The 26,323-nt window shown below is 59.1% G+C and carries 14 protein-coding genes; 8 read left to right on the plus strand and 6 right to left on the minus strand.

Annotation, left to right across the window (positions count from 1 at the left end):
* Positions 1 to 198 precede the first annotated feature (198 nt).
* The 4 genes from fdhF to FTW19_RS03830 all read right to left on the minus strand — a co-directional run bounded on the left by fdhF (position 199) and on the right by FTW19_RS03830 (position 7,984).
* A complete protein-coding gene (fdhF, locus tag FTW19_RS03815; protein ID WP_147646407.1) occupies positions 199 to 3,207 on the minus strand; it encodes a formate dehydrogenase subunit alpha in 3,009 nt (1,002 codons plus the stop codon).
* A 105-nt stretch (positions 3,208 to 3,312) separates the two neighbouring features.
* Entirely contained in the window at positions 3,313 to 4,614 is a 1,302-nt protein-coding gene (locus FTW19_RS03820) for a flavin monoamine oxidase family protein (protein ID WP_187143241.1), read from the minus strand.
* A gap of 23 nt (positions 4,615 to 4,637) precedes the next feature.
* On the minus strand, positions 4,638 to 5,951 hold the full coding sequence (gene pelA / locus FTW19_RS03825; protein ID WP_147646409.1) for a pectate lyase: 1,314 nt from the start codon (positions 5,949 to 5,951) through the stop codon (positions 4,638 to 4,640).
* A gap of 653 nt (positions 5,952 to 6,604) precedes the next feature.
* Positions 6,605 to 7,984, minus strand: a complete 1,380-nt coding sequence (locus tag FTW19_RS03830; protein ID WP_147646410.1) for a CCA tRNA nucleotidyltransferase — start codon at positions 7,982 to 7,984, stop codon at positions 6,605 to 6,607.
* A 136-nt stretch (positions 7,985 to 8,120) separates the two neighbouring features.
* Here FTW19_RS03830 and tsaD point away from each other — a divergent pair, with 136 nt between their 5' ends.
* Together tsaD and cysS are read left to right on the plus strand one after the other, a co-directional pair.
* Positions 8,121 to 9,257, plus strand: a complete 1,137-nt coding sequence (gene tsaD, locus FTW19_RS03835) for a tRNA (adenosine(37)-N6)-threonylcarbamoyltransferase complex transferase subunit TsaD (RefSeq protein WP_147646411.1) — start codon at positions 8,121 to 8,123, stop codon at positions 9,255 to 9,257.
* Between the two features lie 163 nt (positions 9,258 to 9,420).
* Positions 9,421 to 10,902 (plus strand): cysteine--tRNA ligase, encoded by a 1,482-nt coding sequence (gene cysS, locus FTW19_RS03840; RefSeq protein WP_147646412.1) that lies wholly within the window; start codon positions 9,421 to 9,423, stop codon positions 10,900 to 10,902.
* A gap of 18 nt (positions 10,903 to 10,920) precedes the next feature.
* Here the strand turns inward: cysS and FTW19_RS03845 are convergent, their stop codons facing one another.
* Complete coding sequence (locus FTW19_RS03845; protein ID WP_147646413.1) at positions 10,921 to 11,547, minus strand: HAD family hydrolase; 627 nt, start codon at positions 11,545 to 11,547, stop codon at positions 10,921 to 10,923.
* A 145-nt stretch (positions 11,548 to 11,692) separates the two neighbouring features.
* Between FTW19_RS03845 and FTW19_RS03850 the strand changes: the two genes are divergently transcribed.
* Entirely contained in the window at positions 11,693 to 12,739 is a 1,047-nt protein-coding gene (locus FTW19_RS03850) for a 6-phosphofructokinase (RefSeq protein ID WP_147646414.1), read from the plus strand.
* 275 nt (positions 12,740 to 13,014) lie between these two features.
* Here FTW19_RS03850 and FTW19_RS03855 read toward each other — a convergent pair whose 3' ends face one another.
* A complete protein-coding gene (locus tag FTW19_RS03855) occupies positions 13,015 to 14,352 on the minus strand; it encodes an MFS transporter (RefSeq protein WP_147646415.1) in 1,338 nt (445 codons plus the stop codon).
* Between the two features lie 225 nt (positions 14,353 to 14,577).
* On the opposite strand from FTW19_RS03855, the gene FTW19_RS03860 reads away from it, so the two are divergent.
* The 5 genes from FTW19_RS03860 to FTW19_RS03875 all read left to right on the plus strand — a co-directional run bounded on the left by FTW19_RS03860 (position 14,578) and on the right by FTW19_RS03875 (position 26,171).
* The gene (locus FTW19_RS03860) at positions 14,578 to 15,927 is read left to right on the plus strand and encodes a hypothetical protein (RefSeq protein ID WP_147646416.1); all 1,350 of its coding nucleotides are present in this window, start codon (positions 14,578 to 14,580) and stop codon (positions 15,925 to 15,927) included.
* A 503-nt stretch (positions 15,928 to 16,430) separates the two neighbouring features.
* Positions 16,431 to 18,047, plus strand: a complete 1,617-nt coding sequence (locus FTW19_RS03865; RefSeq protein ID WP_147646417.1) for a choice-of-anchor X domain-containing protein — start codon at positions 16,431 to 16,433, stop codon at positions 18,045 to 18,047.
* A 69-nt stretch (positions 18,048 to 18,116) separates the two neighbouring features.
* The gene (locus tag FTW19_RS25690; RefSeq protein ID WP_187143242.1) at positions 18,117 to 20,297 is read left to right on the plus strand and encodes a hypothetical protein; all 2,181 of its coding nucleotides are present in this window, start codon (positions 18,117 to 18,119) and stop codon (positions 20,295 to 20,297) included.
* A gap of 95 nt (positions 20,298 to 20,392) precedes the next feature.
* On the plus strand, positions 20,393 to 23,830 hold the full coding sequence (locus FTW19_RS03870; RefSeq protein WP_187143244.1) for a TonB-dependent receptor: 3,438 nt from the start codon (positions 20,393 to 20,395) through the stop codon (positions 23,828 to 23,830).
* Between the two features lie 10 nt (positions 23,831 to 23,840).
* Complete coding sequence (locus FTW19_RS03875) at positions 23,841 to 26,171, plus strand: phosphocholine-specific phospholipase C (protein ID WP_147646419.1); 2,331 nt, start codon at positions 23,841 to 23,843, stop codon at positions 26,169 to 26,171.
* Positions 26,172 to 26,323 lie beyond the last annotated feature (152 nt).

Genomic DNA, 26,323 nt, shown 5'->3' on the forward strand with positions numbered 1-26,323 from the left:
CATCTATAGGCGTTTTCCTCAATGAAAACTATCGAGCTTCGCTCGATAGTTCGCCCCAGCGAATCGCATTCGCAGGGGATCCTGAATATCCCACCTATTGCGTATCGGGGTCCCGACGAACTTGTTCGTTGGGGTGATGAGCAATGGATGGGCACCCGGTGAATGGGGTGTCTCGACTATATCGATACACCTTAGCTCCTACGTAGTCGTCTTGATCTGAACCAGGCCGCTCCCCGGCAAGGTGTAGTCCAGCCGTGCCCACTTGCGCTCCACCTCGACACCTGGCTGCGGCGTACGGTGTCCATGACGGAAGTTTCCGGGCGGCAGTGGATTCGGGCCCTGTTCTCCAAGCTTGGTCAGGCTGACCGCAATCTCCTTGTACGCCGGCGTATGCGTCGCACGGTCCACATGAGGGCCGGTCAGACGGTTGACCGGTTGGTCGATCGAGTTCAGCGGCATATAGAGCTCGCGTCCCTGAACGCGGCTGGTCACCACGACGGGTACTTTTGCCTTCCCGTAGGGACTACGCAGCTCCACCATCGTGCCGTCCGACAATCCATGTTCCGCAGCCAGCTCCGGCGAGACCTCCACGAAGTTTGTCGGCGTCAGTGCGCGGATTCCCTCCGACTGATACGTCATCGCTCCCTGCTCGAAGTGCTCCAGCAGGCGGCCGTTGTTCAGATGCAGGGTGAACTCGCCATTGCGCTGCTCCTCGCTCGGCTCAACCCAATTGACGGGATGAAAACGAGCCTTGCCATCGGGGAACGGAAAGCCATCCTTGAAGAGATACGGCGAATCGGTACCGTCCCTGGCCACCGGCCACTGCAACGACTTGTATCCCTCAAGCCGCTCGTAGCTGACGCCGGCAAAGAGCGGCGTCAACGCGGCAACCTCATCCATCACCTCTGATGGATGCTTATACTTCCACTTTCCTCCCATGCGGTTTGCGATGAGCTGGATGATCTCCCAGTCGGGTTTCGAAAATCCGAGCGGCTTCATCGCACGATACAGGCGCTGGATCCGGCGTTCGGTGTTGGTGAACGTGCCTTCTTTCTCCAGCGAAGGGGATGCCGGCAATACCACATGCGCGAACTTCGCTGTCTCCGAAAGGGAGATATCCTGCACGATCAGAAAATCAACCTGCTTAAGCGCAACCGCGACATCATTCGCATTGGCATCGGAGGTGATGGTGTCCTCGCCCTTGAGGTAAAGACACTTCAACGTGCCCTCGTGAATGGCGCGGATCATCTCATGATTATCCAGACCATCCTGCACCGGCAGCGTGCACTGCCAGGCCGCTTCAAACTTGGCACGGACCTTTTCGTCGGCCACCTTCTGATAGCCGGAGTAGACGTTGGGTATGGACCCGAAGTCAGAGGCGCCCTGCACATTGTTGTGTCCACGCAACGGATAGGCGCCGGTAGCCGGACGCATGTAATTTCCGGTCAGGAGCAGCAGATTGGAGATCGCCGTCGAGGTATCGGACCCGCCACAGTGCTGTGTCACACCCATCGCCCACAGGATGCAGACCGTCTTTGATTGCGCAATCCAGTTAGCAACCTGGATCAGCGTGTCTCGTGAAATCCCGGTGCGCTCTTCAGCAAACTCCAGCGTGTACTGCGCCAGCGACTCACGCTGCGCATCGAAGTTATCGACCCAACGATCGATGAACTCCTGCTTATGCCATCCCTGCTGCAGAATGTAATTGGCCACCGCGTTGAGCCAGATTGGATCGGTCGAAGGCTGCGGATGCAGGAAGAGATCCGCGCGCTCTGCCATCTCGTGCCGGCGAAGGTCCGCAACAATCACCTTCTGCCCGCGATGCTTCTGGCTCCGCTTGATGCGTGTCGCCAGTACCGGATGCGACTCACAGGTGTTCGAACCGACGATGATGACAAGCTCAGCCTGCTCGATATCTGCGATCGAACCGGAGTCGCCGCCGTAACCAACCGTGCGATTCAGGCCCATGGTCGCCGGCGTCTGGCAGTAGCGCGAACAGTTGTCGATGTTGTTCGTGCCAATCACCTGGCGCGCCAGCTTCTGCATCAGGTAACTCTCTTCGTTGGTGCACTTCGACGATGCAATAAAAGCGAAGGCATCCGGTCCATGATTCTGTTTGATCTGCTTGAAACGCTGCTCGATCAGGTCCAGCGCCTCTTTCCACGTAGTCTTGCGGAACTCGTTCGTCTTCTCGTCGCGGATCATGGGATGGCGGATCCGTTCCTTCGAGTTCACGAAGTCCCAGCTGAACTTGCCCTTCACACACGTCGAGATACCGTTTGCCGGGCCGTCTGCCGGCTCGATCTTCAGAATGTGACGTCCCTGTGTCCAGACATCGAAGCTGCAGCCGACACCGCAATAGGTACAGACGGTCTTCGTGCGCTTGTTCCGCAGATCGCGTACGGCAGCCTCTCCATTCGAGATCGCCATAATCGGCGGAAAGCCCGTCGCCGGCTCCACCGCCTTTACCGCGGCAATCATGCCATTGAGCACCGGCCGCGGAAGCGCCGTCAGATATCCCGCGCGTCCGAGCATGGACTTCTCCATCAGTGCATTGCACGGACACACCGTCACACAGTGTCCGCAGGAGACGCAGGACGAACCCGCAATCTGCGTTCCGCCGTCCCACAGAACCCGCGGATGCTCCGATTCCCAATTGATGGTTAGCGTCTCGTTCACCTGCACGTTCTGACACGCCTCAACGCAGCGCCCGCAAAGGATGCACTGCGACGGATCGTAGCGATAGAAGGGATTGGAGTGATCCTGCGGATAAGGTTTGGGTGTGAACGGCCGTTCCTGATGTTTCACATCCAGGTTCATCGCCGTGTTGTGCACCGTGCAGTTGTGGTTGGAGTTGTCGCAGACCGTGCAATAGAGATCGTGGTTCTTGAGGATACGGTCGAAGGCATCGCGTTGCGCTGCATCGGCTCTCGGAGAACGGGTGGCAACTTCCATACCCGGAGTGACCGGGGTTGCGCAGGCGCGCACCATCCTTCCATTGACCTCGACCATGCAGGTGTCACAGGTCTCGATCGGCCCCATCGAGTGGTGATAGCAGACCTGCGCCAGCTTGCGATCAGGGAGCGCATGGTTGATGCGCTCCACCAGCAGCTCGCCTGTCGCGGCAAGAACCGGGGCACCGTCCAGTTGAATTGTGGTGTCGAGGGGCAGAACGGTTTCTGTATTCAGCAGGCGCTTGACTGACATATTCCCTTGGATGGCGGCAGTGTCGGGTTGGGTGGTTCCTTGCATCACGGGGCGCATAACGGGACCTCAGGCAGCCGGTACCATACGCTTCCTCCCTAACAACCATCAATCACGTACCACATCAATGCCACGATGCTCCTCCAGCAGCTGCTCTGCCGCACGCATACCGCTACGGATCGCCGCATGGACCGTACCCCAATGGCCGGTCGTGTCTGTATGTTCTCCCGCAAAGAAGAGCGTTCCCTCAGCCGGCTCACTCATTCGACGGGAAGACTCCACTCCCCCGACGGAGACATAGCTGTACGCCCCGGTAGCACGGGGATCGTCATGCCAGTCATGGGTCCGGCAGTGCAGCAGTTGTGAGCGAATCTCTTCGACTGGACGCGAAAAGATCCTGGCAAGCTGCACACACGCAAGCTCTGCAAGGTTCGCTTCCGTCGATCCAGCCAGCTGCTGCGAGCGTGGACCGCCGACCCATCCGGTCAAAGTTCGAGCCGACGCCGGATGCGGCGTCCACCAAACCGGCGGCATCCCATCAAAAGCGAAGAGAAAGCTTAGCTTCTCCAAATCCGCATCACTGGCCCAGAAGCGATCGCGAAATACGAGCGTGAAGCGGCGCGCCTGCCCCATGCAGAGACCCTGCGCATGCTGTAAGGCGGGGGGATGCGGAGAAAAGACAATACGTCCCGCCTGCAATACTCCCAGGGGGACCGCCACAATTGTGCACCGTGCGAGGAGGTGGACAGGGTGTCCGCCTTGCGACGCCTGGACACGGACCTGATGCCGGCTCCAAGTTACACTCTCGACCGTTGTATCCAGAGAAAGCTTCGCTCCTGCGGCCTGAGCGCGGGCGAGCTGGTGCTGCGGCAACAGATCGTACCCGGCGCGCACCCGGAAGGCTCGGTCGCCTTCGATCTCCCCTTCGGCTTTCTGCTGGATCCCCAGCGCTGCAACCGAGATCTTATGGTGATCGGCAGCATTGAAGCCTTCTACAAAATTGATGAGATGCCGCCGTGTCGCATCGTCGAGCTCAGGATGCTGCTCAAGGAATGCCGCAAACGAAAGATCCGGTTTTCGCCAGTCTTCACACTGTTCCAGAAAGGCAAAACCTTCGCCGGCCTCATCGCTTTTGCGAAGATGGTTATCTTCGAAGCTGTAGTTATCGCCGTCGATCTCGTAGGTCTCGAGGCCGGCCTCCTCGATCAACTGCCAAAGCTCGGGCGGTTTGCCGTGGACAAACTCCGCTCCCAGCTCGACGACTTCGTCGCCTTCGCGCACCGTCAGCATACGGCCGCCGACACGCGACGCAGCCTCCAGCAACGTGACTTGCACGCCGGCCTCGGCCAGGGCGCGGGCCGCGGTAAGCCCAGCCATTCCGGCGCCCAGAATCAGGACGTCAGTTTCCATAGTTTCTGGATGTTGCGTTTCGCCTAGTGGTTTGCCTGCGGCAGCGGGTGCTTTTGCTTCCATGATGCAAAGGCTACCAGTGTCTGGTTGGCGGCGGTGTTGTACCAGCCATATCCATTGCGGCGCTCCTCGGAGATTTCGAGCAGCTCATCGTGGATGGTACGGTCTCGATCACCAAAGATCGGCTTCTCCCCATTCGGAGGCAAGCCGAGGGAGTAGTAGCGCGACCACACCGGCGGTGCCCCAGCCTTCTCAAAGAGACGGCGGCCACCGGGAGTCTCCTTCCCGCCGGTATAGATGTAGCCATAGATCGCGTGCTGCTGGAACCACGCAGCGGCAGCATAGACAGAACGAACCACCGCGGGCGAAGGTGATGGCAGGGTCATCAGATAGTTCATCAGCGATGCCGACTCCGAGCTCGACAGCGAGATCATCTCGTAGTTGCGTGCACCCGCCGGTGCCAGCGTCAACGCATCGACCTGCTGCGGCCAGATGGTGAGCCGATCGCCGATCGTTACCTGCGACTTCAGGATGCACTCCAATCCATGCGCAATCGCCTGCGCTGCCTGCCGCCTGAGCACGGCGGGAAGGAAGCTGTAGTTCGGATCGGTTACGGCGAGGTTCAACGTCTCGATGGCGTTGATCATCGCGTTGTCGTTGAAGGTAATGGCATCGTGATATCCACCCTCCAGCGGCCAGACCTGCGGCCAACCGCCATTCGGATATTGCGCACTCAGGATGTAACGGATGCCGCGCTCGATCACCTGCTGATAGCGCGTGCGGTCCGCAGCCGATGCATGTGGCACGACCAGGGCGAGAAAGCGGATCTGGGTGGTAGTGGCGTCGTTGTCCAGCGTGCCGACATAGTTCCACGTCGGCTCCATCGGCCTGTCCGCATCATCGGGAGCGAGATGCTGCGAAGTGTTGTCGGGCGCGTAGTCTTCGCCCGGCTGGCGGTGGTGTTTATCGATCTCGATGTTCTTGCTCCATCCACCGGCGGGAGTCTGAAAGCTGATGATGTTCTCGGCAGTGGTATGCGCCTCAGCCGAGCCGTAGAAACCTGACTCACGATTCAACGGCATGGAGTTTGCGCCATGGCCCGCCTTGGAGTGAATCGACTCCGTCCGTCCCGCCGCCTTTAACTCCGCGGCCAGGGCAGCCTTATCGGCCAGGCGCTGTTTCTGCGAACGGGTGAGATAGTCCAGCCATGCTGGCTGCTCCGCGGCGGGAAGCGTATGGATACGCGCCTCCGTCAGAGGTTCGGCAGGCTGCATATGGCCAAGCACAGCAGCATGAAGCGTGGCAGCGAAGGCGGGGGCGAGCAGAAGGCGGCGCATGATGTGATGGAGGGCTACATCGGGAAAGACACGTGAACACCGCGCGCGGTTGCGGAGGAAAAAGTTAACACACAGCAAGAGACGTTAGTGTCGACACTAAGATCGCTTTTCTGCTGTTGCTGTTGCTGTTGCTGTTGCTGTTGCTGTTGCTGTTGCTGTTGTCTTTCGTCTTGCTTAAGGGCACGGCTTCACAGGCTGCGGAAAAACTCGATTTTCGAGAAGCGCAAAAAAAACGATCGCGTCAGAATGACCTATAAGCGATCCGGGGACATTGGGTGATGATTTTCTATCCCCAAATTTGACCCGATTATCCCCTCATATAGAGTTTTTCCGCAGCCTGTTCAGCCGTGCCGAAAAACTTCAAGAGTGATCGCGGCTTTAGCCGCTGAGGTACCGTGTGACAGCGATGCCCTCAGGGGCTAAAGCCCCGCAGTAATGGCTCGTCTGACGGCACGGCTGAAGCCGTGCCCTTAAGCAAAACCCTGGTACAGACCGGGCAGATGGGTAACAGATTAGACCGGGGAGATAGGTAACACATTCGCGAGGTCGAGCGTCGTCTGATGGCGCGGCTGAAGCCGTGCCCTTAAGCAAAACCCTGACGAAACAATCACGCCATTCACGTATCGTCCTAATCCCACATACGAATTGTTCTACTACTCCGGCAAGCCAAACTCTGCCGCCACCAACGCCAGCCCTTCTTCCGTGGAATGGATCTGCCCCTCGAGCTGTGCATCTTCCGCCGCCCGCAACATCTCCGTAAATTTCGGACCGGGTTTGTAGCCGGCGTCGATCAGTGTTCTGCCGTTCACCAACAGCTCCGGCTTGATTGCATCTTCCGGAGTCTCTTCGTAGTGCTTCTTCGCAAACTCATAGAGCTCCAAGTTTCCGCTCGCCGAAGATGCGTCCAGATAATGAAGTTCCAGATGCTCCTCAAAACGAGGCATGCGCAGGAAGCGCTTCAGCGTCGACTGCTTCATATGCATCACATCCGCAAACTTCATGTGGTTATGAATCAGCGCCAGAATCTGTTCTTTGTCCTCGTTAGAAAAGCGAAGGCGGTTCAGGATCTCCACGGCGATCCGTTCGCCTACCTCCACATGACCATCGAAGCGAATGCGGTCAGGTGCCCGGCGAAAGGTCGCAGGCTTACCGATATCGTGCAGCAGTGCTCCCCATGCCAGGGTTGCCGGCGGTACGGGCGGAAGCTTCTTGAGCAGCAGCAGCGTGTGAACCCATACATCGCCCTCGGGATGATACTGCGGAGGCTGCTCCACACCCTGCAGCTTCTTCGCCTCCGGCAGCACCTCGGCCAGCAGCCCGGTCTCATCCAGCAGCTTCAACGCAACGTGGGCATTCCCCTCCGTCAGCATGCGCGTCAGCTCATCGCGCACACGCTCCGGAGAGACCTGATGGATCTGCGACGCCAACTCGCGAATCGCGGCATGCGTCGACGGCTCAATGCGGTATCCCAGCCGTGCGGCGAAGCGCACCGCCCGCAGCATGCGCAGCTTGTCTTCCGTAAAGCGCAGCCGGGCGTCGCCAATCGCGCGCACCACCTGCGCACGCAGATCCTCGCGGCCGCCGACAAAGTCGAGTGTTGCCTCCTCCGCCGTAGCTCCACCTGCAAACTTCGCCGGATCAAGCAGCATGCCATTGATGGTGAAGTCGCGCCGGCGCACATCTTCCTGCGGCGAGGTGGAGAAGGTCACCTGGTCGGGTCGGCGTCCATCGGAGTACGAGCCATCGTTGCGGAAGGTAGCCACCTCGGTGGCAATATCCGCCGCCTCCGGCCCGGGATACTCCGGTCCTGGCTGCAGCACCAGGATCACACCGAAGTGTGCCCCAACCGCCACGGTCTTCGGAAAGATCGCCTGCACCTGCTGCGGCGTCGCCGAGGTGGCCACGTCATAATCCTTCGGTGTGAGCCCCAGCAGCAGGTCGCGTACGCATCCCCCGGCAAAGTACGCCTGGTGTCCCGCGGCATGAAGAGCCTGAGCAATCTGAAGAGCGGCCTGAAGCTTCGCGTCCTGCATCGTCTTCGATGGTAGATGGTGGAATGCAGCCTGCGTGTCTCCCGGGGAAGACGAGACCTGTAAAGGATGTGTGGAGACAAACTGTAAACCATCTCTGGAGACAGCCCTCCGTCGAAGAGCTATCTACAATAAAGAGATGGCTTCCGGTCTGATTCTTGGCATTGAGAGCTCCTGCGACGAGACGGCAGCCGCTGTCGTCCGCAGTGGCAGCGCAGTGCTCTCCAATGTTGTCGCCTCACAGATCGCCACCCATGCCCTCTATGGCGGCGTCGTGCCGGAGCTGGCCTCACGCGAGCACCTCACCAACATCGTCCCCGTGGTCCGCACCGCCGTCGCCGAGGCGGGCATCACGCTCGACGATCTCGATGCCGTAGCCGTCACCGAAGGTCCCGGGCTCGCCGGAGCTCTCCTGGTTGGCATCACCTATGCCAAAGCGCTGGCCTACGGTCTCGGCAAGCCGCTCATCGCGGTGAACCACCTGGAAGGCCACATCCATGCCGTCCTGATGGAAGCGAAAGAGACACTTTCGCTTACCCCAGGCGCTCCCGTCCTGGCCTTGGTCGTCTCCGGCGGACACACCCATCTTTACCTCGCCGAAGAGCGCGGTGGCCTGTGGAGCTACCGCAACGTAGGCCGCACCATCGACGACGCCGCAGGCGAGGCCTACGACAAGAGCGCCAAGCTGCTCGGCCTGGGCTATCCCGGAGGTCCGCTGATGGACTTCCTCGCCGACCATGGCGATCCCAATGCTGTGGAGTTCAAGCTCGGCGGCATCAAGCCTAAGCTGCACCGCGACGGAGCCTCCCGGGGCGGCGAGTTCGACTTCTCCTTCAGCGGCATCAAGACCGCCGTTCTGCGCTATACCGAACTGCACCACATGCGCGAGCGGGCCGCCGCCCGCCACAATGCCCTCATGCAGGTGGAGGGCAATCGGCGCGAAGCCGCCCTCGCCCTCTGCGACCGCGAGACCCTGGACCTGATCGCCTCATTCCAGAAGGCGGTCGTCGGCTATCTGGTCAAACAGACCATGCGCGCGGCGGAGGAGTTCGGCGCCGGCAGTATTGTCGTCTCCGGGGGAGTTGCCGCCAACCGGGCTCTGCGCGAGCGGATGTCTGCCGAAGCTGCCGCCCGCCACCTCCAGATCGCCTTCCCCTCACTGGCGCTGGCCACGGACAACGCCGCCATGATCGCCGCCGCTGCCTGGCCGAAGTTCGCCGCCGGACTCTTCGCTTCGGATGAATTAAACGCAACCCCCCAGTTGCGGCTGGGGTAGAGCATTTTTCCTGTAGGTGTAGTGCGGGGTCTGTGCATCTATGGGCGTTTTCCGCAATGAAAACGCCGCTACGGATCCCTTTCGGGATACCCAGCAACAGGAAAATGCTCTAAGACATCTGTTGGCCGGACGGGTAGAATCTACAAGGAAAGTGCCCTCCGGAATGCCTGAGATCAAGCTCTTTAATACCCTGACCACCACCGTTGAACCCCTTACGCCTCAACGGGACAACACCCTGCGCATGTATGCCTGCGGACCCACGGTGTACGACTACGGGCACATCGGCAACTTCCGCACCTTCCTGCACGTCGACGCGCTGCGCCGCTTCGCCCGCCAATCGGGCATGAAGGTGGAACATGTCATGAACGTGACGGACGTGGACGACAAGATCATCCGCAACGCCGCCGCCGCGCAGATGCCCATCCAGGACTACACCGCCAAGTTCACCCAGGCCTTCTTTGAAGACCTGGAAGCGCTTGGCATCGAGAAGCCGGAGTTCGTCGCCAAGGCCACCGAAAACATTCCGGAGATGGTGTCGCTCATCGAGAAGCTGGCCAGCGAAGACATCGCCTACAAGACCGAGGACGGAAGCTGGTACTTCCGCATCGCCCGCTTCCCGGCCTACGGCAAGCTCTCCAAAAAAGACTTCGACGGCATCGAAGACGGCGCTCGTGTGGACGTGGACGAGTACGAGAAGGATGCTGCCCGCGACTTCGCTCTCTGGAAGGCTCCAAAGCCGGGCGAAGCACAGTGGAATACGGCCATCGGCTGCGGCCGCCCAGGCTGGCACATTGAGTGTTCGGCCATGGCGATGAAGTACCTTGGCGAGACCCTTGACCTGCACGCCGGCGGCGAAGATCTGATGTTCCCCCACCACGAAAATGAAATAGCCCAGAGCGAAGCTGCTACCGGTAAGCCCTTCGCTCAGCACTGGATGCACGTCCGCTTCCTTCTGGTGGAAGGCAAGAAGATGTCCAAGAGTGAAGGGAACTTCTTCACCCTGCGCGACCTGTTGCTGAAGGGCTATCGCGCCTCCGCCATCCGCTTCCTGCTGCTGAGCGTCCCCTACCGCAACCAGATGAACTTCACCTTCGATGGCTTGACGGAGTCGACCAACGCCATCGACCGCCTGCGCACCTTTGTCGATCGCTTACGCAAAGGAAGCTTCGCCGAGGGAGTCAACGAAGAGATCTCTGCTGCTACGAAGAAGGCTGCTGAAGGCTTTGCCGCGGCTATGGCCGACGATCTGAACACTGCCGTTGCACGTGCCGCAGTCTTTGACCTGATCCGCGCCGCCAACTCCGCGATGGATAGCGGAAAGCTGCTCGCCGGCAATGTGCCGGAGATCGAAGCCGTACTGGCCTCCTTCGATGGTGTCTTCGCTGTCCTCACCGACCGCGACGCCGAACTCACCAAAGCCGCTCTCGCCTGGGCAGAAAAAGAAGGCAAACTCGATCAGGCCTCACCCGAGCTGCTCGCCACCATGTCGCTCAGCGACGAAGAGGTGGACAAGCTCGTCGCAGAACGCACGCTGGCTAAAAAGCAACGCAACTTCGCCCGCGCCGACGCCATCCGCAACGAGCTCCTGGAGAAGGGCATCATCATCGAAGACTCAAAAGAAGGCGTCCGCTGGAAGCGTAAGTAGAGCTACAGGAAAAATGCTCTAGTGACCTGCTTGCTGCCAGGCAGGTTGATAGTACTCGCGGATGTCGATGACTTTGGCGCCGGCGGCGCGGCCGGCTGCCAGGCCGGTCTCTGAGTCTTCGAAGACGAGGCAGCGATTGGGAGCGACGTTGAGGCGATGCGCGGCTTCGAGATAGACGTCAGGTTCCGGCTTGCCGTGAAGGACATCTTCCCTGGCGACGATCGCATCGAAATATGGAAGGAGGTCTACAGCTTCGAGGCTGACCTCTACGTTCACACGATTTCCATTCGAGGCGACGGCCATGGGGAGTTTCCCCTTGTACTCGCGGGCAATCGACGCGATGACCGATACCTCTTCGAGCATGTGCAGGCTTTCGCGGAAGAGAACCTGATGCTTCGCGAGAACTGCCTTGGGATCCTCAATCTGTCCAAGACCGTCATCCTGGAACTTCTGCAGCAGTGCATCCGCTGTCAGTGAGTGGTTTTGATGAAACCATTCGGCGGGAAAGTTGAGGCCGATGCGTTCAAACCCAACCTGGAGTGCATGCAGGTGAGCCGGGATGGTATCGACCAGCGTTCCATCGCAGTCGAAGATCAATGCATCGGCTTGCTGTGCGGCTTCAGAGAGTGTGTTCAAAGAGCGCATGAAGACAGTATAGGAGTGTCTCTGTATTCCGCTGGAGAACTGAATTCAAAGGAGGAACTTCGGCGGAAACACCCCCTTTGAGAGGTGTGCGGTGCTATTCTTGAGCCGCATCAGAGAACGGGCTTTCTTCTGATGGGAAAAAGCAATGCGTATAGGTATCGTAACTGCGGGTGGTGATTGTCCCGGTCTGAATGCAGTGATCCGGGCAGCGGTGAGGAAGGGCGTTCTGCACTATGGGAACGAGTTTGTCGGCTTTACCGAAGGTTGGCGCGGATTGATCGAAGACCTTTCGATGCCGCTGAATCTTCAGACAACCGACGAGATCCTTTCACGCGGAGGAACCATTCTGCGGTCTTCGCGCCTCGATATCCGGCAGGTGCATGGCGGGTATGTGAAATGCATGCAGACCATGGCCCGTCATGGTGTTGAAGCCCTGATTGCCATCGGCGGTAACGGAACACAGGCCGCCAGCCTGGCGCTGACCGAGGTAGGTGTGAACGTTGTCGGTGTTCCGAAGACGATCGATAACGATCTCAGCGGCACGGATATGTGTTTCGGATTCGATACTGCAGTGAACGTTGCCACGGAAGCGATTGACCGTCTGCATACCACGGCTGAGGCTCACAATCGCGTCATCATATGCGAGGTGATGGGCCGGCATACGGGTTGGATCGCGGCCTGTGCCGGGCTTGCCGGCGGTGCCCATGTGATCGTGATTCCTGAGAGACCGATTGATCTGGATGATATCTGCGCACAGGTGCAGTACGAGTGGCAGGAAGGACGGCAATACGCCATCATCGTTGCGGCTGAAGGAGCCCACCTGCCGAACACGGAGTGGGCCTCTCCCAGCAGAAAGCTGGGGGGCATTGGTGTTGCGCTGGCCAAAGTGATTGAAGAGCGGACCGGATACGAGACACGCAGCATCAGCCTCGGCCATGTTCAGCGTGGCGGTACGCCGACGGCTTATGACCGTCAGCTCGCAACGCGTTATGGCGTCGCGGCTGTCGATGTCGTGAATGAGCGCCGGTATGGCAGGATGGTAGCGCTGAAGAACTCCGTGATTGTCGATATCCCGTTGGAAGATGCTGTGGCTCCGCCGCGCGGTGTCGACGCCCAGTTGATGGGTGTGATTACTGCCCTCCGTCCGCCGGCCCTCAAATACTCGGGCCTCAGCGCAGAAGCCAGCGGCTGACACGCAAAGTACACGGCGGTGTACGGGTTGAAGACGACATCGTTGGCGTATCGCGAATTCGCCTTGGCTGAAATATAGAACGCGCCTTCAGCGCTTAGAAGCATGACACACTTTTGTTTGTCATTTCGGAGCGTAGCGGAGAAATCTGCTTGTCGTATCTGCCGGGTGCCCCACCCTCGCAACGCTAGGGTGGGTTCGGAATACCTAGACTCCTGACAAACACAAAGCGAATTTGTCCCTACTCGCCAGGTAAGGAGATGCTGCTTTTAGAGCGTTTACTCCACGATAGCGGGCTCTGCGGCGATGGGTGCTTCGGTGCGGTGTGCTTCCGACTTGAGTGGGAGGATGAGCAGGCCTGCGAGAGTAAGAGCAATCGACATCAGTAGATAGCCCGCTTTGGAGCTGCCTGTGTATCCCTGCAGCCATCCGACCAGGTAGCTTCCGGCGAAGGAGCCTAGAGCGCCAAGGCTGTTGACCAGAGCCGTGACCTCGCCCGAGACGTTGCTTGGCAGCATCTCGGGAATGATGGCGAAGAACGGGCCGTATGGAGCGTACATGGCGCCGCCTGCGACGATGAGGAAGGCGAAGGAGGTCCAGAAGCTCTGGCCGGCGCTGAGATATGAACCGAAGAAGGCTGCTCCTGCGAGGATGAGGAAGGGCCAAACAAAGCGGGTGCGCTTGGCAGTGCGGTCAGAGAAGTAGCTGACCAGCAGCATAAGGATGATGGCGCATGCGTACGGGATGGAGCTCAGCAGGCCGGTCATGCCGATTCCCTGTGAGGAGCCGCCCTTGATCATGACCGGAAGCCAGAGGACGAAGCCATAGACGCCAACGCTCCAGAGGAAGTACTGCATGCAGAGCAGAATGACGTTGGGATTGGTATAGGCGCTGGACAGGTTCGCGACTTTGGGAAGCTTGGCCTGTTCCTTCGCCAGGACCTCGCTGAGCTTCGTGGTGCTTTCCGTTGAGACCCAGGAGGTCTTTTCAGGGCTGTCGCGAATGACGAGGAACCAGATGATCCCCCAGAGGACGGAGGGAAGTCCCTCGATCACGAAGGTCATCTGCCAGCCGAAGGCCTTGATGATGTAGCCGGTAGCGGCCGACATCCAGAGGACTGTGACCGGGTTGCCGAGGATCAGCAGCGTGTTGGTCCGGGATCGCTCCGATTTGGTGAACCATTTGGTCAGCAGGATGAGCATGCCCGGCAGGATGAAGCTCTCGGCTGCTCCCAGCAGAAAGCGGTCGATGGCCAGAACCCAGTACTGGGTGATGACGCCCGTCAACGAAGCGAGGATTCCCCAGCTTGCCAGGGCAAGACCGATGAGCAGACGGGCGGAGCGTTTGCGGGCGTAGGCCGCGCCGGGAATCTGGAAGACGAAGTAACCGAGGAAGAAGAGTGACCCCAGCAGAGCGGACTGGGCGGAGGTGATCTTCAGAGAGTCTGCCAGGCCCGCGGCGGCGCCGAATCCATAGTTCGCCCGGTCGACGTAGGCGAGGCTGTAGGTAACGAAGACGACCGGCATGATGTAAAGCCAGCGCTTCTTTAAGTCCGGGTAACCGGAAAACTGGTCCGCTGTGGAGCGGGACCCGGGATCAGAGGGTTCAAAGGCCATACGGAGTCCTGTAAGATGGTGCGCGCAGTTCCAGGGAACAAACGTTTTAACTATTTTCGGATGGAGGAGAGACTAACACCACGGGCGAATGTCCTGCTTTTTCCTCCGGCAAGTGACCGGAAATGAACAGGAAGTTGAAATTCACGGCGTGTTAACCGCTATCCCCTACCCTCCGAGAAGAGATTCAGTACGTCCCCCCTCGAACACAGCACACTCTGACAAACGATGAATACACAGCTGCTCTACCGCGAAGAAGAGATTCCTATTTTCGAAAACGAGTCCTCCCTGCCCGAGGATGACATTCGATGGCGGCTGGCGGTACGAGTAGCGGAGAGCCCGACCTTTGCCAGCGCACCGCTGCTGGCGAAGTTTCTGCTGTTCGTCTGTGAGCGGACGATTGCCAACCGGACCGAGGATCTGACTGAGCGCAACATCGGTATCGTCGTCTTCAAACGGCGGCCTGACTTCAAAACCAGCGAAGACAATATTGTTCGCACCTATGCACGTCAGCTTCGCCAGCGTCTCGATCGTTATTTTGAAGAGCACGAGCGAGATGAGCCACTGCGGATTCTGGTTCCACGGGGCAGATATTGTGCGGTGTTCGAAGAGCGTATCGCTTTACCCCAGCTTGTGACGAAGAATTTTCCGGAGCAGGGTGAACCAGAGAAGAGTGCGCCGCTGATGATGAATCCGCCGATGGCGGACGACGCTGGAGATGCGCCATCGCGCCGCCGAGGAGTGTGGGCCGCGGCATTGCTGCTGGGGCTATTGCTCGCCGGCCTTGCCGGGGCCAGGATGTGGACACTGCAGCGTACCGCTGCGGCGGAAGCAGCGGGACCTGTCTGGAAAGAGATCTTTCAGCCATCGATGGAGACGATGATCGTTTCTGCCGACAGCGGCCTGGTGGTGCTGGAAGAGTTCAGTGGTAAGCCCGCGACGCTGGAGGAGTACAGCGACGGCAGCTACTTTACGCAGTTCGATCGCAACGGCACGGAAGAACAACGGAAGCTGCAACGGCTGAGCCGGGAACGTTACACCGGGGTTCCCGATGTGAATGCCGCGGTAGCGATGACAGCCCTGCCGGAGGCGCGGAAGACTCACGTCCTGGTGCGCAATGCACGGGCACTGCACGTGGAAGACATGAAGGGGGTAAACCTGATTCTCCTTGGGTCTGCGTACAGTACCCCCTGGGTTACGTTGTATGAGCCGCAGATGAACTTCCGGTTCCGGTTCGATCAGACGGTGTATAGCTCTTATTTTCTGAATAACCGGCCGCAGCCAGGTGAGCCGGAGATCTATCGGAATGGAAGCACGAGTCCTCCTTACTCGACGTACGCAGTGATCGGGTTTCTTCCGAACATCGACGGCGCCGGGCGGGTGCTGGCGATCGAAGGGCTGACTACGGCTGGGACCGAGGCCGCTTATGGGTTCCTGCTGCATGGGGAGATTGGTGCGTTTCTCAAGACCGTGCCACGGGATGCGAATGGGTTACGGCCTTTCGAGATTCTGCTTAGGACGACGAGTGTGAGTTCGAGTGCGTCGACGGTGGAGATTGTGGCTAAGCGGGTTTATTGAGATGGTGTTTGGATAGATCCAGAAAAATGGGTTTAGAGCGGTGGGAGCAGCGGGCTTCAGCCCGCTGGTTCAAAGCGCAAAAATGAATGGGCTTTATAGCCCTGGGCTTTTGTCGGTGTCAGACAGAAAGGCCCAGAGCTAAAAGCCCATTTCTTATGGAGTTCGTAAACCGAGGGCTGAAGCCCTCGGCTCCCACCGGTTCGCGCGAATGTCCCACCCATCGCGATGCGATGGATGGGGCACCCAGTGTATTGCCATCCGTTCTTCGTCCCGTAACAAAGCATGGTGAAACCCGGGAAAAAGCCGGTGTAGACACCGTTTACACGGGGTGAAGTCACTTTACCCGGTGTAAATGGGGCCTCAATACTGAGGGCATCAGAACATGCTTCGCATGGTTGCGGCACCCGTGGTGTTGTTTCGGGCGCCGTGTGTCTGGCGTGGAAGGCCGACCGCTGTCCATGCGAAAGCTCCGGGTGCTCATAAAGAAGATGAAGCGGACGAGAATGCTGCAAGGTTTGGTATCGGGGATTGGTGTGTGGATTGTGGCGCTCGCTGTACTGCTGCAGGCGCCGTTGATGCAAGCGGCGGCGGGGAACGGAAGCCTGAAGCTGTATGAGGTTGCGGGAGCCGGTGGGCTTGCCGGAGCCACCTACCGCCAGGACACGATCATTCTGTTCAACCCGACGGCATCGACGTACAACTGCTCGACCTGCGCCATCCAGCTCCACAGCGGGACGAGCAATACGGCGTCCTGGACGGTCTATAAGCTGCCGACGTTGGCGATTCCCGCTGGCGGCTATTACATGATCTCGGCTAGCTCTCCAACGCTCTCGACTTCGGGGGCGCTGGCGCCGATTGCGTACGACTATCGGCTGAAGACGATCGAAGGGACGACCGTCGACGGCACCAGCGGCGATAACATCCTGAGCAGCACGGTGCAGGCAATCGCCTTGACCAATACACAGACGGTGCTCACCGCGAGCTCCGCTGCGCAGTGCGGCACAGGATCGCAGTTGCTGGACTTCCTGGGATACGGTTCGGATATCGCAACCAACAGCGCGACCACTGCCACACCGGCCACCTGCTATGCCGGAGCGGGCGAGGCGTACTACGACGGGAGCTCGCAGTATGGGCGTCAGCTAGGGTCGCTCCGCAAGAACCCCTGCATCGATGCTTTCAATAACGCGACCGACTGGGCGAACGCTCCCCTGGTCTTTCTGAACTCTTCCTCGACGAAGACACCCTGTTCGACGGGAACGCAGTTGAGCGCTGTGGTAACCGCGACACCGACCAACCCCGGTGTCAGCGAGACGGTGACCGTCACTGCGGCTGTAACCAAGGCCACGTCGCCTGCCAGCAGCGGGATCGTGGCGAAACTGAATTTCGATTCCGTCTATTACGGCTCGACGGCCCTGCAGATGTACGACGACGGCACGCACGGGGATGCGACTGCGAACGACGGCACCTATACGGTGACGACTACCATCCCTGCGACGGCTGCTTCGGGTTTCACCTATTCGACCAACGTGACTGTGACCGATGCGGTGGGTAACTCGTATATCGGATCGACTCGCCTGACGATCGCCATAGGCACGATCAGCATGACCACGCCGAGCACGACGGCTGATGTCAGCGCCGGCGGCGTCCTGAAGTTTCCGATTACTCTCACGGGACAGCATGGTTACGGCGGCATCCTGAACATCACATGCACGGGCACGCCGAACGCAAACTCACTTGGTGTGCCGATCAGCACACAGTGTGTCTCCACGCCGCCAGAGGTGACGCTGACGAGCAACGGCACGGCGACGATCTCCCTGGCGATTGCGACCGGAACAACCAGCATGGCCGGCATTGCGCCTTCCATGAAGACACCGCTTTGCTTTGCCGGCATTGCAGGTCTTGGCTTGCTCGTCTTCAGTCTGCGTAAGAGATGCCTGCTGCCGGCATTGCTGAGCGTGCTGGCTGTCTTCCTGGTGTTGCAGACCACGGGATGCGGAACGAATGCGGGTCTGGGCAACACGGCGGCTGCGTCGGGAACGTATGTCTACACCGTGACTGCCACGGACTCGAACCTTTCGACAGTAACGAATTCGCTGAACTTCACCATCACCGTGAAGTAAGCGCCCGGCAGTGTGTTGTGCGGCGGGGATAAAAGCAGATTTTTCAGCAACGATTTGGGAGACGACAGGATGCAACGGAGAACGGGCGCATGCACTTCATGGCTGTTGACGGCACTGGGTGCTCTGCCTCTGGCGCTAGTGGCAGTGACGGGTTGCGGAGTGAAGCAGGCAGCGCCGACGACCAGCTATAGCAACCCCGCCACGCTGCAGGGGCAGGTCTTCGCAGGCCGCAACTACATGGCCGGTGCGACAGTAAAGATCTATGAGACGCAGTCGAACGGTGTCGCCGGCAATGGCTACTACACCGGAACGGCAAAGCTGCTGCAGACGCTGACGGCGAACACGACCGGTGGATGGAGCACATCCAACCTGAGCTGTTCGAGCCCGGACCAGATCTATGTCACGGCCGAGGGCGGCACTCCGTATCCGTCAGGGCTTAACTACACGACGCTGTCGAACAATCCGAATTCACTGTTGATGACGGCGATCGGTGACTGTTCTCTGCTGAGTGCTGCGACCAGTTCCAACAATGTAACTTCCATCGTCACCAATGAAGCATCGACGGTGGCTGCGGTGTGGGCTCTGCGTAACTTCATCAGCCTGAATGGGACGACGGTGAATGTAGCCAGCGCCTCGACCAACTATGCAGGCACCAAGGGTGCGGGAGTAGCAGGAAACTACGCAGGTCTGGCGCATGCTTTTCTGAACGCGAACAATCTCTCGCCATACAAGATCGGTAACTTTGTGCAGTACACCAATGGCAGCGCGGACGGTACGGGTGGCGGCCTGGTGCCGGTGCAGGAGCTGAACTCGCTCGCCTATGCGCAGTACCTCTGCACGATTGGTGGAAACGGAACCACGGCCGGAGATTTCAGCAACTGCAGCAAGCTGTATCAGCTTGCGACGCCTCCGGGAGGAACAGCGCCAACCAACTCGTTGGCGGCGATGCTCAATATCGCGCGGTATCCGGCGAACAACGCCCAGGCGATTCTGGACTTTTCGCTGACGCCGATTCCCGCGTCGGGTCAGACAGGCTCGCAGCAGATCAATGCCGGGGTCTATGTGCCGGCGTTGACGGGCTTCGGGACCGCGGGCTCCGGCGGTGCGACCGACTGGAGTGTGGCCATCTACTACCTTGCGGGTTATGGCGCGACGTCGAGTGGACAAGGATCGACGTATCCGCTGTTCGTCACCATCGACGCCAATGACAATGTGTACTTCTCGAATCCGAATGCATCGACCAGCACGGCTGGGAACGTGATTGCGTTGAACAGCGCGGGACAGAGCCTGTGGACCTCTGCGACGGATACGAAGAACCTGTCCATTCCTCGTGGAATTGCGGCGGATGCTGCTGGACATATCTGGGTTGCGAACGGAAGCACGACGGCGAGCAATGCGTTTGTGCAGGAGATGGATGCGACGACGGGTAACCTGCTGCAGCGGTACACTTCGTCGTCCACATCGCTCTATGGTGTCGCTGTCGATTCGCTCGGTAATGTCTGGTACGGCGCGAGTACAACGACCGGACAGAATCTGCATGAGCTGGCGTTGAAAGGATCGCAATACACAGAGGCAACATTCTCTGTGACACCGTCCTCCGCTACGACGGCGCCCTACCAGATTCGTCCAGATGGGAATAACAACATCTGGATTGCCGGTAACGGTTCTTCCACGACGCAGGCGATCTACTTCCCGAATACCGGAACCGCGGCATCGCCGACTTATACCGCGGGGCTGAAGTTTGCGACGATGTCCGGCAGCGGAGCGTACGGTATTGCGGCTGATGCGAGCGGCAATGCCTATATGGTTCCGAATACCACGACCGGCGGTTTTTATAAGACTACGGTCACTGGAAGCGGATCTTCGGCAACCCTCGCCGCGAGCAAAGTGACGTCGAATCCGGCTGCGAACTCACGTTTCCTGGATGTCGATGGCTCCGGGAACCTCTGGTTCCTGGACAACGCGACGGGAACCTTCCTGTATCAGTACAACCCTTCCAGCGCGACGATGGCCTCGTTCTATCCCTGCTATAACGCCGGGACAATGACGGGCACGGGCACGGCGACGAGCACGGTACAGACATGCTCCACCGGCATGAGCACCAAGCAGGACCTTGCGATCGATTCGACCGGTTCGGTCTGGGTGGCGAGTTATGGAAACTCGGGCGGCGGCCGGATGGTGCAGATCATCGGCCTGGCATCGCCGACGGTGCCGCTACGGGCGGCCGGAAAGCCGGGTGTCATGCCATGACGAACACATTCGAGCGGAACGAACGACAAGGGCGTGGGGATTCCCCGGACCGCGTCATGAAGGAACTCAGGCAATCTTCGAAGGATAAAAAGTTCATGCGATCCAAGATCTTTGTTTGCTGGACGGTGTTGCTGCTGTTGCTGAGCGCCGGCCACGCTTTTGGTCAGTTCGAAACGGCTTCGATCGTAGGCCGTGTGACTGATCCCTCCGGCGCTGTCATTGTGGGTGCTACCGTTACGGCCACGGAGCTTGCGACCGGTATCTCGATTCAGCGTAAGACCGACAAGGCCGGCCAGTATGTGATTCCAGCGCTGCACCCTGGTGAGTATCGCGTGGTTGCCAGTATTGCCGGCTTCAACGACGCAGTGGCGGAAGGCGTGCATCTGCAGGTTGGCACCAACCAGAATGTCGACCTGAAGATGGCGGTCGGAGCTGCCGAGTCGGTTACGGTCGATGCCGATGAGATGGTGCTGGAGAAGGAGACGAGCCAGAAGCAGCAGGTTATTTCAAGCGAGAACATCGACTCCTTCCCGCTGCAGAACATGAACTACAGCGATCTGCTGACGCTTTCGACCGGTGTAACGCAGGATTCCGCTGGACAGGACCTGGGAACATCGAGCACTGCTCGTGAGGGTTCGTACAACATCAATGGCATGCGGTCGACGTACAACAACTTTTTGCTGGACGGCATGGATAACAATGCTCACGGCCTGTCGAACCAGGGCTTCTCGAACCAGGTCATCAATCCGGCGCAGTACAGCATTGACCAGTTCTCGATTGTGACCACGCTGCCGGCGGCTGAGTACGGACGCTCGGCGGGTGGAACCATCAACGTGGCTTTCAAGCATGGGACCAACCGGCTACATGGCAATCTGTATGAGTCGCTGCGCAATACGGTTGCGAATGCAAACGGCTACTTCAAAGCGGCCAGCAACGCAGGCTCGGCGAGCCGCACGACGATCATCCGGAACCAGTTTGGCGGTAATCTGGGTGGGCCGTTTCTGAAGGACAAGTTCTTCTTCTTCGTCGACTACGAAGGCCTGCGTCAGGTGCGCCAGGTGGTGAACCAGTCGAACATCTTTAAGATGAGCGATCACCAACTGATCGCTTCGCCGAATGCGACGGCAAACACTACAGCAGTCTTGAATCCCTTTACCGGTGAGAGCTATGCAGCGGATCGTCCGCTGCCGCGCGGTGTTCTCTCTCCCATTGCACTGTCGATTCTGGATGCGTTTCCGCTGCCGAACAACAATGGCGCCGGAACGACCTCCATTTCAAGCAACTGGTCGGTGCTGCAGCGCTTCGTCAACAGCTACGACAAGGAAGACGCACGTCTCGACATCCAGTGGAATCCGCGCACGTCGTCGTTCGTGCGTGTCAGCCAGTCGAAAGAGCACGATCTCGATGGGCCAATCCTGCCGGCGCCGCTGAGCGGAGGCAACGGGTACTTCCGCACGATCAACCAGCAGGCTGCTTTGGGTCTCACGCGCCAGATTGGAGCTTCGCAGCTCATTGAGGCTCGTTTAGGAGCTTCGTTCACCAAGGGCGGCAAGAATCCTTACACGCTGGGCGATCCCCGGACCTTTGGGATCAAGGGTGTTCCCACCGACCCGCGCGTGTGGGGTGGCCTGGTCTACCAGGGTTTGAATGGCTATAGCGGTATCGGCCGCCAGACAACCAATCCGCAGTGGCAGTATCCCTTCTTCCTCAACCCGAAGGTCAGCTACTCGTGGTTGATGGGCAAACATAACCTGAAGTCGGGATATGAGTTCGGTTATCTACGCCAGACTGTACAGGACGTGAATCCTATCTACGGCGATATGGAGTATCAGAGCTCGTTCACCGGATACACCATCAGCGACTTCCTCTTCGGTGTTCCGAATGAGATTGACCTGACTACCTATTTCGTCGCTCATATCCGCCAGGGTGGGCACTCGGTCTTCCTGCAGGACGACTGGAAGGTGCTGCCGAAGCTGACGCTGAACGTTGGCGTGCGCTACGAGTACACCTCGCACTTCTACGAGAAAGACAGCCGGATGACGAACTTCGATCCGGTGAACACGCCGATCACGGGCCAGATGCTGCAGGCGCGCGCTAACGGGTCTGTGTATCAGAAGCAGTTGATCGACCCGGATATGAACGACTTTATGCCGCGCTTCGGTTTCGCTGCATCGCCTACGCGGCGCCTGGTTGTTCACGGCGGTTATGGAATCGGTTATATGCACTACACGCGTTCGGGTGAAGCGGACAATCTTGCGGTGAACGGGCCGCAGGTGAATGCCGCTGTGTATAACCAGGTGCCGAAGTACTTCAAGACAGCGGGTGCAAAGTCTTCACCCACCTTCTACACGCTGGACCAGGGGTTCCCGACGGGAATGGCATCTCCAGCGAACTTCAACCTGTATACCTCGATGGTTAAGTGGGTTCCGCGCAGCTATCGTGATCCGTATGTGCAGAGCTGGTATCTGGGCTTCCAGATGGGATTCGGAAAGAACCGTCTGGTCGATATCGCCTATGTCGGCAATCGCGCTGCGAAGCTGCAGGAGATCGGTATCTATAACCAGCGCCGCCCTGAACTTGGAAGGGATCCGATCTCAGGATATTTTCAACGGCCGTACGCCAATATCGGTGACGTCGCGCAGACAAATAACGGAGGCTATAGCAAATATCACGGCCTGCAGGCCCGTTTTGAGCAAAGGAACTTCTATGGTTTGTGGTTGCTGAACGCGTTTACCTGGTCCCGCGACTTTGGCAACGTTGGGGACTCGCTGACGGCATCGCGCGGTTTCTCGGGCAGCCCGCAGGACTACTATGCTCCGTCGCACAATGACTACGGGCCGCTGCAGTATGATGTGCCGCTCATCAATGCAACAGCAATGATCTGGCGATTGCCTGTAGGAAAGGGCAAGATGCTGTTTCGTCATGCCGGCGCGAAGATGGATGCGCTCATCGGCGGATGGCAGATCACGGCATACAATCAGTTCCACTCCGGACCGGCGCTGACACCGAACTTCACGCCGAGCGGCGGCCAGCTCCTTTCGAATAATGGATACGTGCAGTATCGTCCGTTCCTCGCCGCGGGTGTGACACCGCAACAGGCACGGCAGCGGTTGCATGTCCCGGGGCACCCGGAAGAGGCATTCTGCAACACCGTGTATTCCAATAGCCAGCAGGCTGCCTACAACGGATGCACGCTCATGTTCGCGACCACGAATCCGAACGCAAGTGCTGCAACGGATCCAATTCCTTATAACGTGAGCTGGGCTGGATCAAGCCTGGATCCTCGCGGCAATGTGCCGAACGGCTTCCTTCGCGGCGACTGGTTCGATCAACTCGATGCGGGCGTAAACAAGACCTTCCAGTTGCCGTGGGAGAAGACGCGGCTGGAGTTCCGCGGCCAGTTCTACAACGTGCTGAACAAGACGAATTTCACCCCGCCGGGTATGAGCTGTTGCTCGACCTCGTTCGGACGTATCACCAGCACCTATGGTCCGGGCCGCGTCGGGCAGCTGCAGGCACGCCTGATCTTCTAGGAGGCAAGCGGTGGAGACGAGACGGAGCTTTTTGAAGAAGCTGGCCGCGGTAAGCGGCATGGCCGGTGTGTCAGGCGTGATTCCGGAGACGGTGCAGCGTGCCTTCGCAATCACTCCGGAACGGGGATCCACGTACCTGGACGCCGAGCACATCGTGATCGTGATGCAGGAGAACCGGTCCTTCGATCACGTCTTTGGAACCTTGCAGGGGGTGCGCGGATACAACGATCCGCGCGCCATCCGGCAGGCGAACGGAAACAGTGTCTTTCTGCAGACCAGCATGGCGGGCGAGACCTTCGCTCCGTTCCGCATGGATATCCACGATACGAAGGCGACGTGGATGGGGTCGATTGCGCACTCACGCCATACACAGGTCGATGCGTGGAATCGAGGGCATCACAACGGCTGGATCGATGCCAAGCGGCCGACGAATCCGGACTATGCGCATGTGCCCATGACGATGGGGCACTACACCCGTGAAGATCTTCCGTTTCACTATGCGCTGGCGGATGCATTTACGGTGTGCGATCAACACTATGCCGGAGCGATGACCAGCACGACACCGAACCGGAGCATCTTCATGACCGGGACTGTACGCGACAAGCAGCGCGCCGACTCGCGCGTCTTCATGCGCAACGAGCAGTTGGCTGCCGGCGACCTCACCTGGAAGACCTTTCCGGAACGGCTGCAGGATGCGGGCATCGAGTGGAAGTTCTATCAGAATGATCTGACCCACTCGACCGGTATGACGCACGAGGAGCATCAGTGGCTCGCGAACTTCGGATGCAACATCCTGGAGAACTTCGCGGCGTACTTCGGAGAGAACAGCCGCGAACTGCATGGCCGCGCGTTTGTGACCAATGCCGGCGATCCGCACTATCACAGCCTGGAGGCGATGAAGTTCGAATACGACGGCCGCGAGGTCGCGATGAACGTGCCCAGGGGAGATGTACTGCATCAGTTCCGCAAGGACGTCTCCGAGGGCAAGCTGCCGGCGGTCAGCTGGATCGCTCCGCCGGAGAAGTTCTCCGATCATCCGACGGCTCCGTGGTTTGGAGCGTGGTGGGTCTCGGAGATCGTCGACATCCTGACGAAGAATCCTGAGGTGTGGAAGAAGACGATCCTGATCTATACCTACGACGAGAACGACGGCTACTTCGATCACGCGCCGTCGTTTGTTGCAGCGGATCCAAAGAACCGCGCGACGGGCCGGGCTTCTGAGGGAATCGATACGGCGCTCGAATATATGTATGTCGCGGATGAGGAGCGGCAGGGTGTCCCGACGCGCCAGGCTCGCAACGGGCCCATCGGCCTGGGGTATCGTGTGCCGCTGGTGATTGCATCGCCGTGGACACGGGGCGGATGGGTGAACTCTCAGTTGTTCGAGCACAGCTCGACGCTGCAGTTCCTGGAGAGCTTCTTCGCGCAGAAGAGCGGCAAGCAGTTGCGCGAGGCCAATATCTCCGCGTGGCGCAGAACGGTTTCTGGTGATCTGACGTCAGTCTTCCGGCCGTATAACGGTGAGAAGGTCGACCTGGCGTTCCTGCAGCGCAACAAGGTGCTCGAAAAGATCCAGTCGGCGAAGTTCAAGGCGATTCCATCGAACTTCAAAAAGCTCAGCCCGGAAGAGATCGCGGGGGTGAACGAGGCCCCATCTCGTTCTCCTCTGATCGCCGTGCAAGAGAAAGGTGTGCGGCCTTCGAGCGCGCTGCCGTATGAGCTGTATGTGGATGGCATGCATACGGAGAACGGCTTCGAGCTGCATATAACAGCGGGCAATAGCGTGCATGGGGCAAAGTCCTCGGGTGCGCCGTTCAATGTGTATGTGCGGGAGACGAGCATCGAGAGCGGCGCGAAGAAGATTGCAGGCGCTCCGACGAATATGGTCGCAGCAACGTACACGGTGAAGGCGGGTGATACGCTGCGTGAGTCCTTTCCCTGGGCGCTGTTTGCGAAGCAGGAGTATCACGTTGAAGTGGTCGCGCCGAACGGTTTCTATCGCGGATTCCGCGGAGGTGTGAAGGCTGGCGGGCTCGCAGTCCATGTGAGCTATGAGCGGAAGGGCTCGCAGCTCACGGGCAATGCCACCGTTTCGCTGCAGAACAAGACGCAGACACCGATGAAGGTAACGGTGCAGGACAATGCGTACAAGGGTGAGCCGAAGCAGGTGACGCTGGCGGCGGGTACCGGGTCGTCCATGGTGCTGGATCTCTCGCGGCAGCATGGGTGGTATGACTTTACGGTGACGCAGCAAGGGAGTGAGACTGCGTTTCAGTATGCGGGCCGGGTGGAGACGGGACGATCGAGTTTCAGTGATCCGTTGATGGGCGGCACGTTGTAGAAGGGCAGCGTGCAACCAAAGGGCTCCGCATCGCGGAGCCCTTTTCTCCTGCTGTGGATCGGAGATGACGGGACCTGCACGAACCCGTGAAATCTGGTGAGGATGTGAAAATCGCTTTTGAGGATTGTGACCAAGTACAAAGAACGCAATTT

Source organism: Terriglobus albidus, from assembly GCF_008000815.1.
Taxonomy (GTDB): Bacteria; Acidobacteriota; Terriglobia; order Terriglobales; family Acidobacteriaceae; genus Terriglobus; species Terriglobus albidus_A.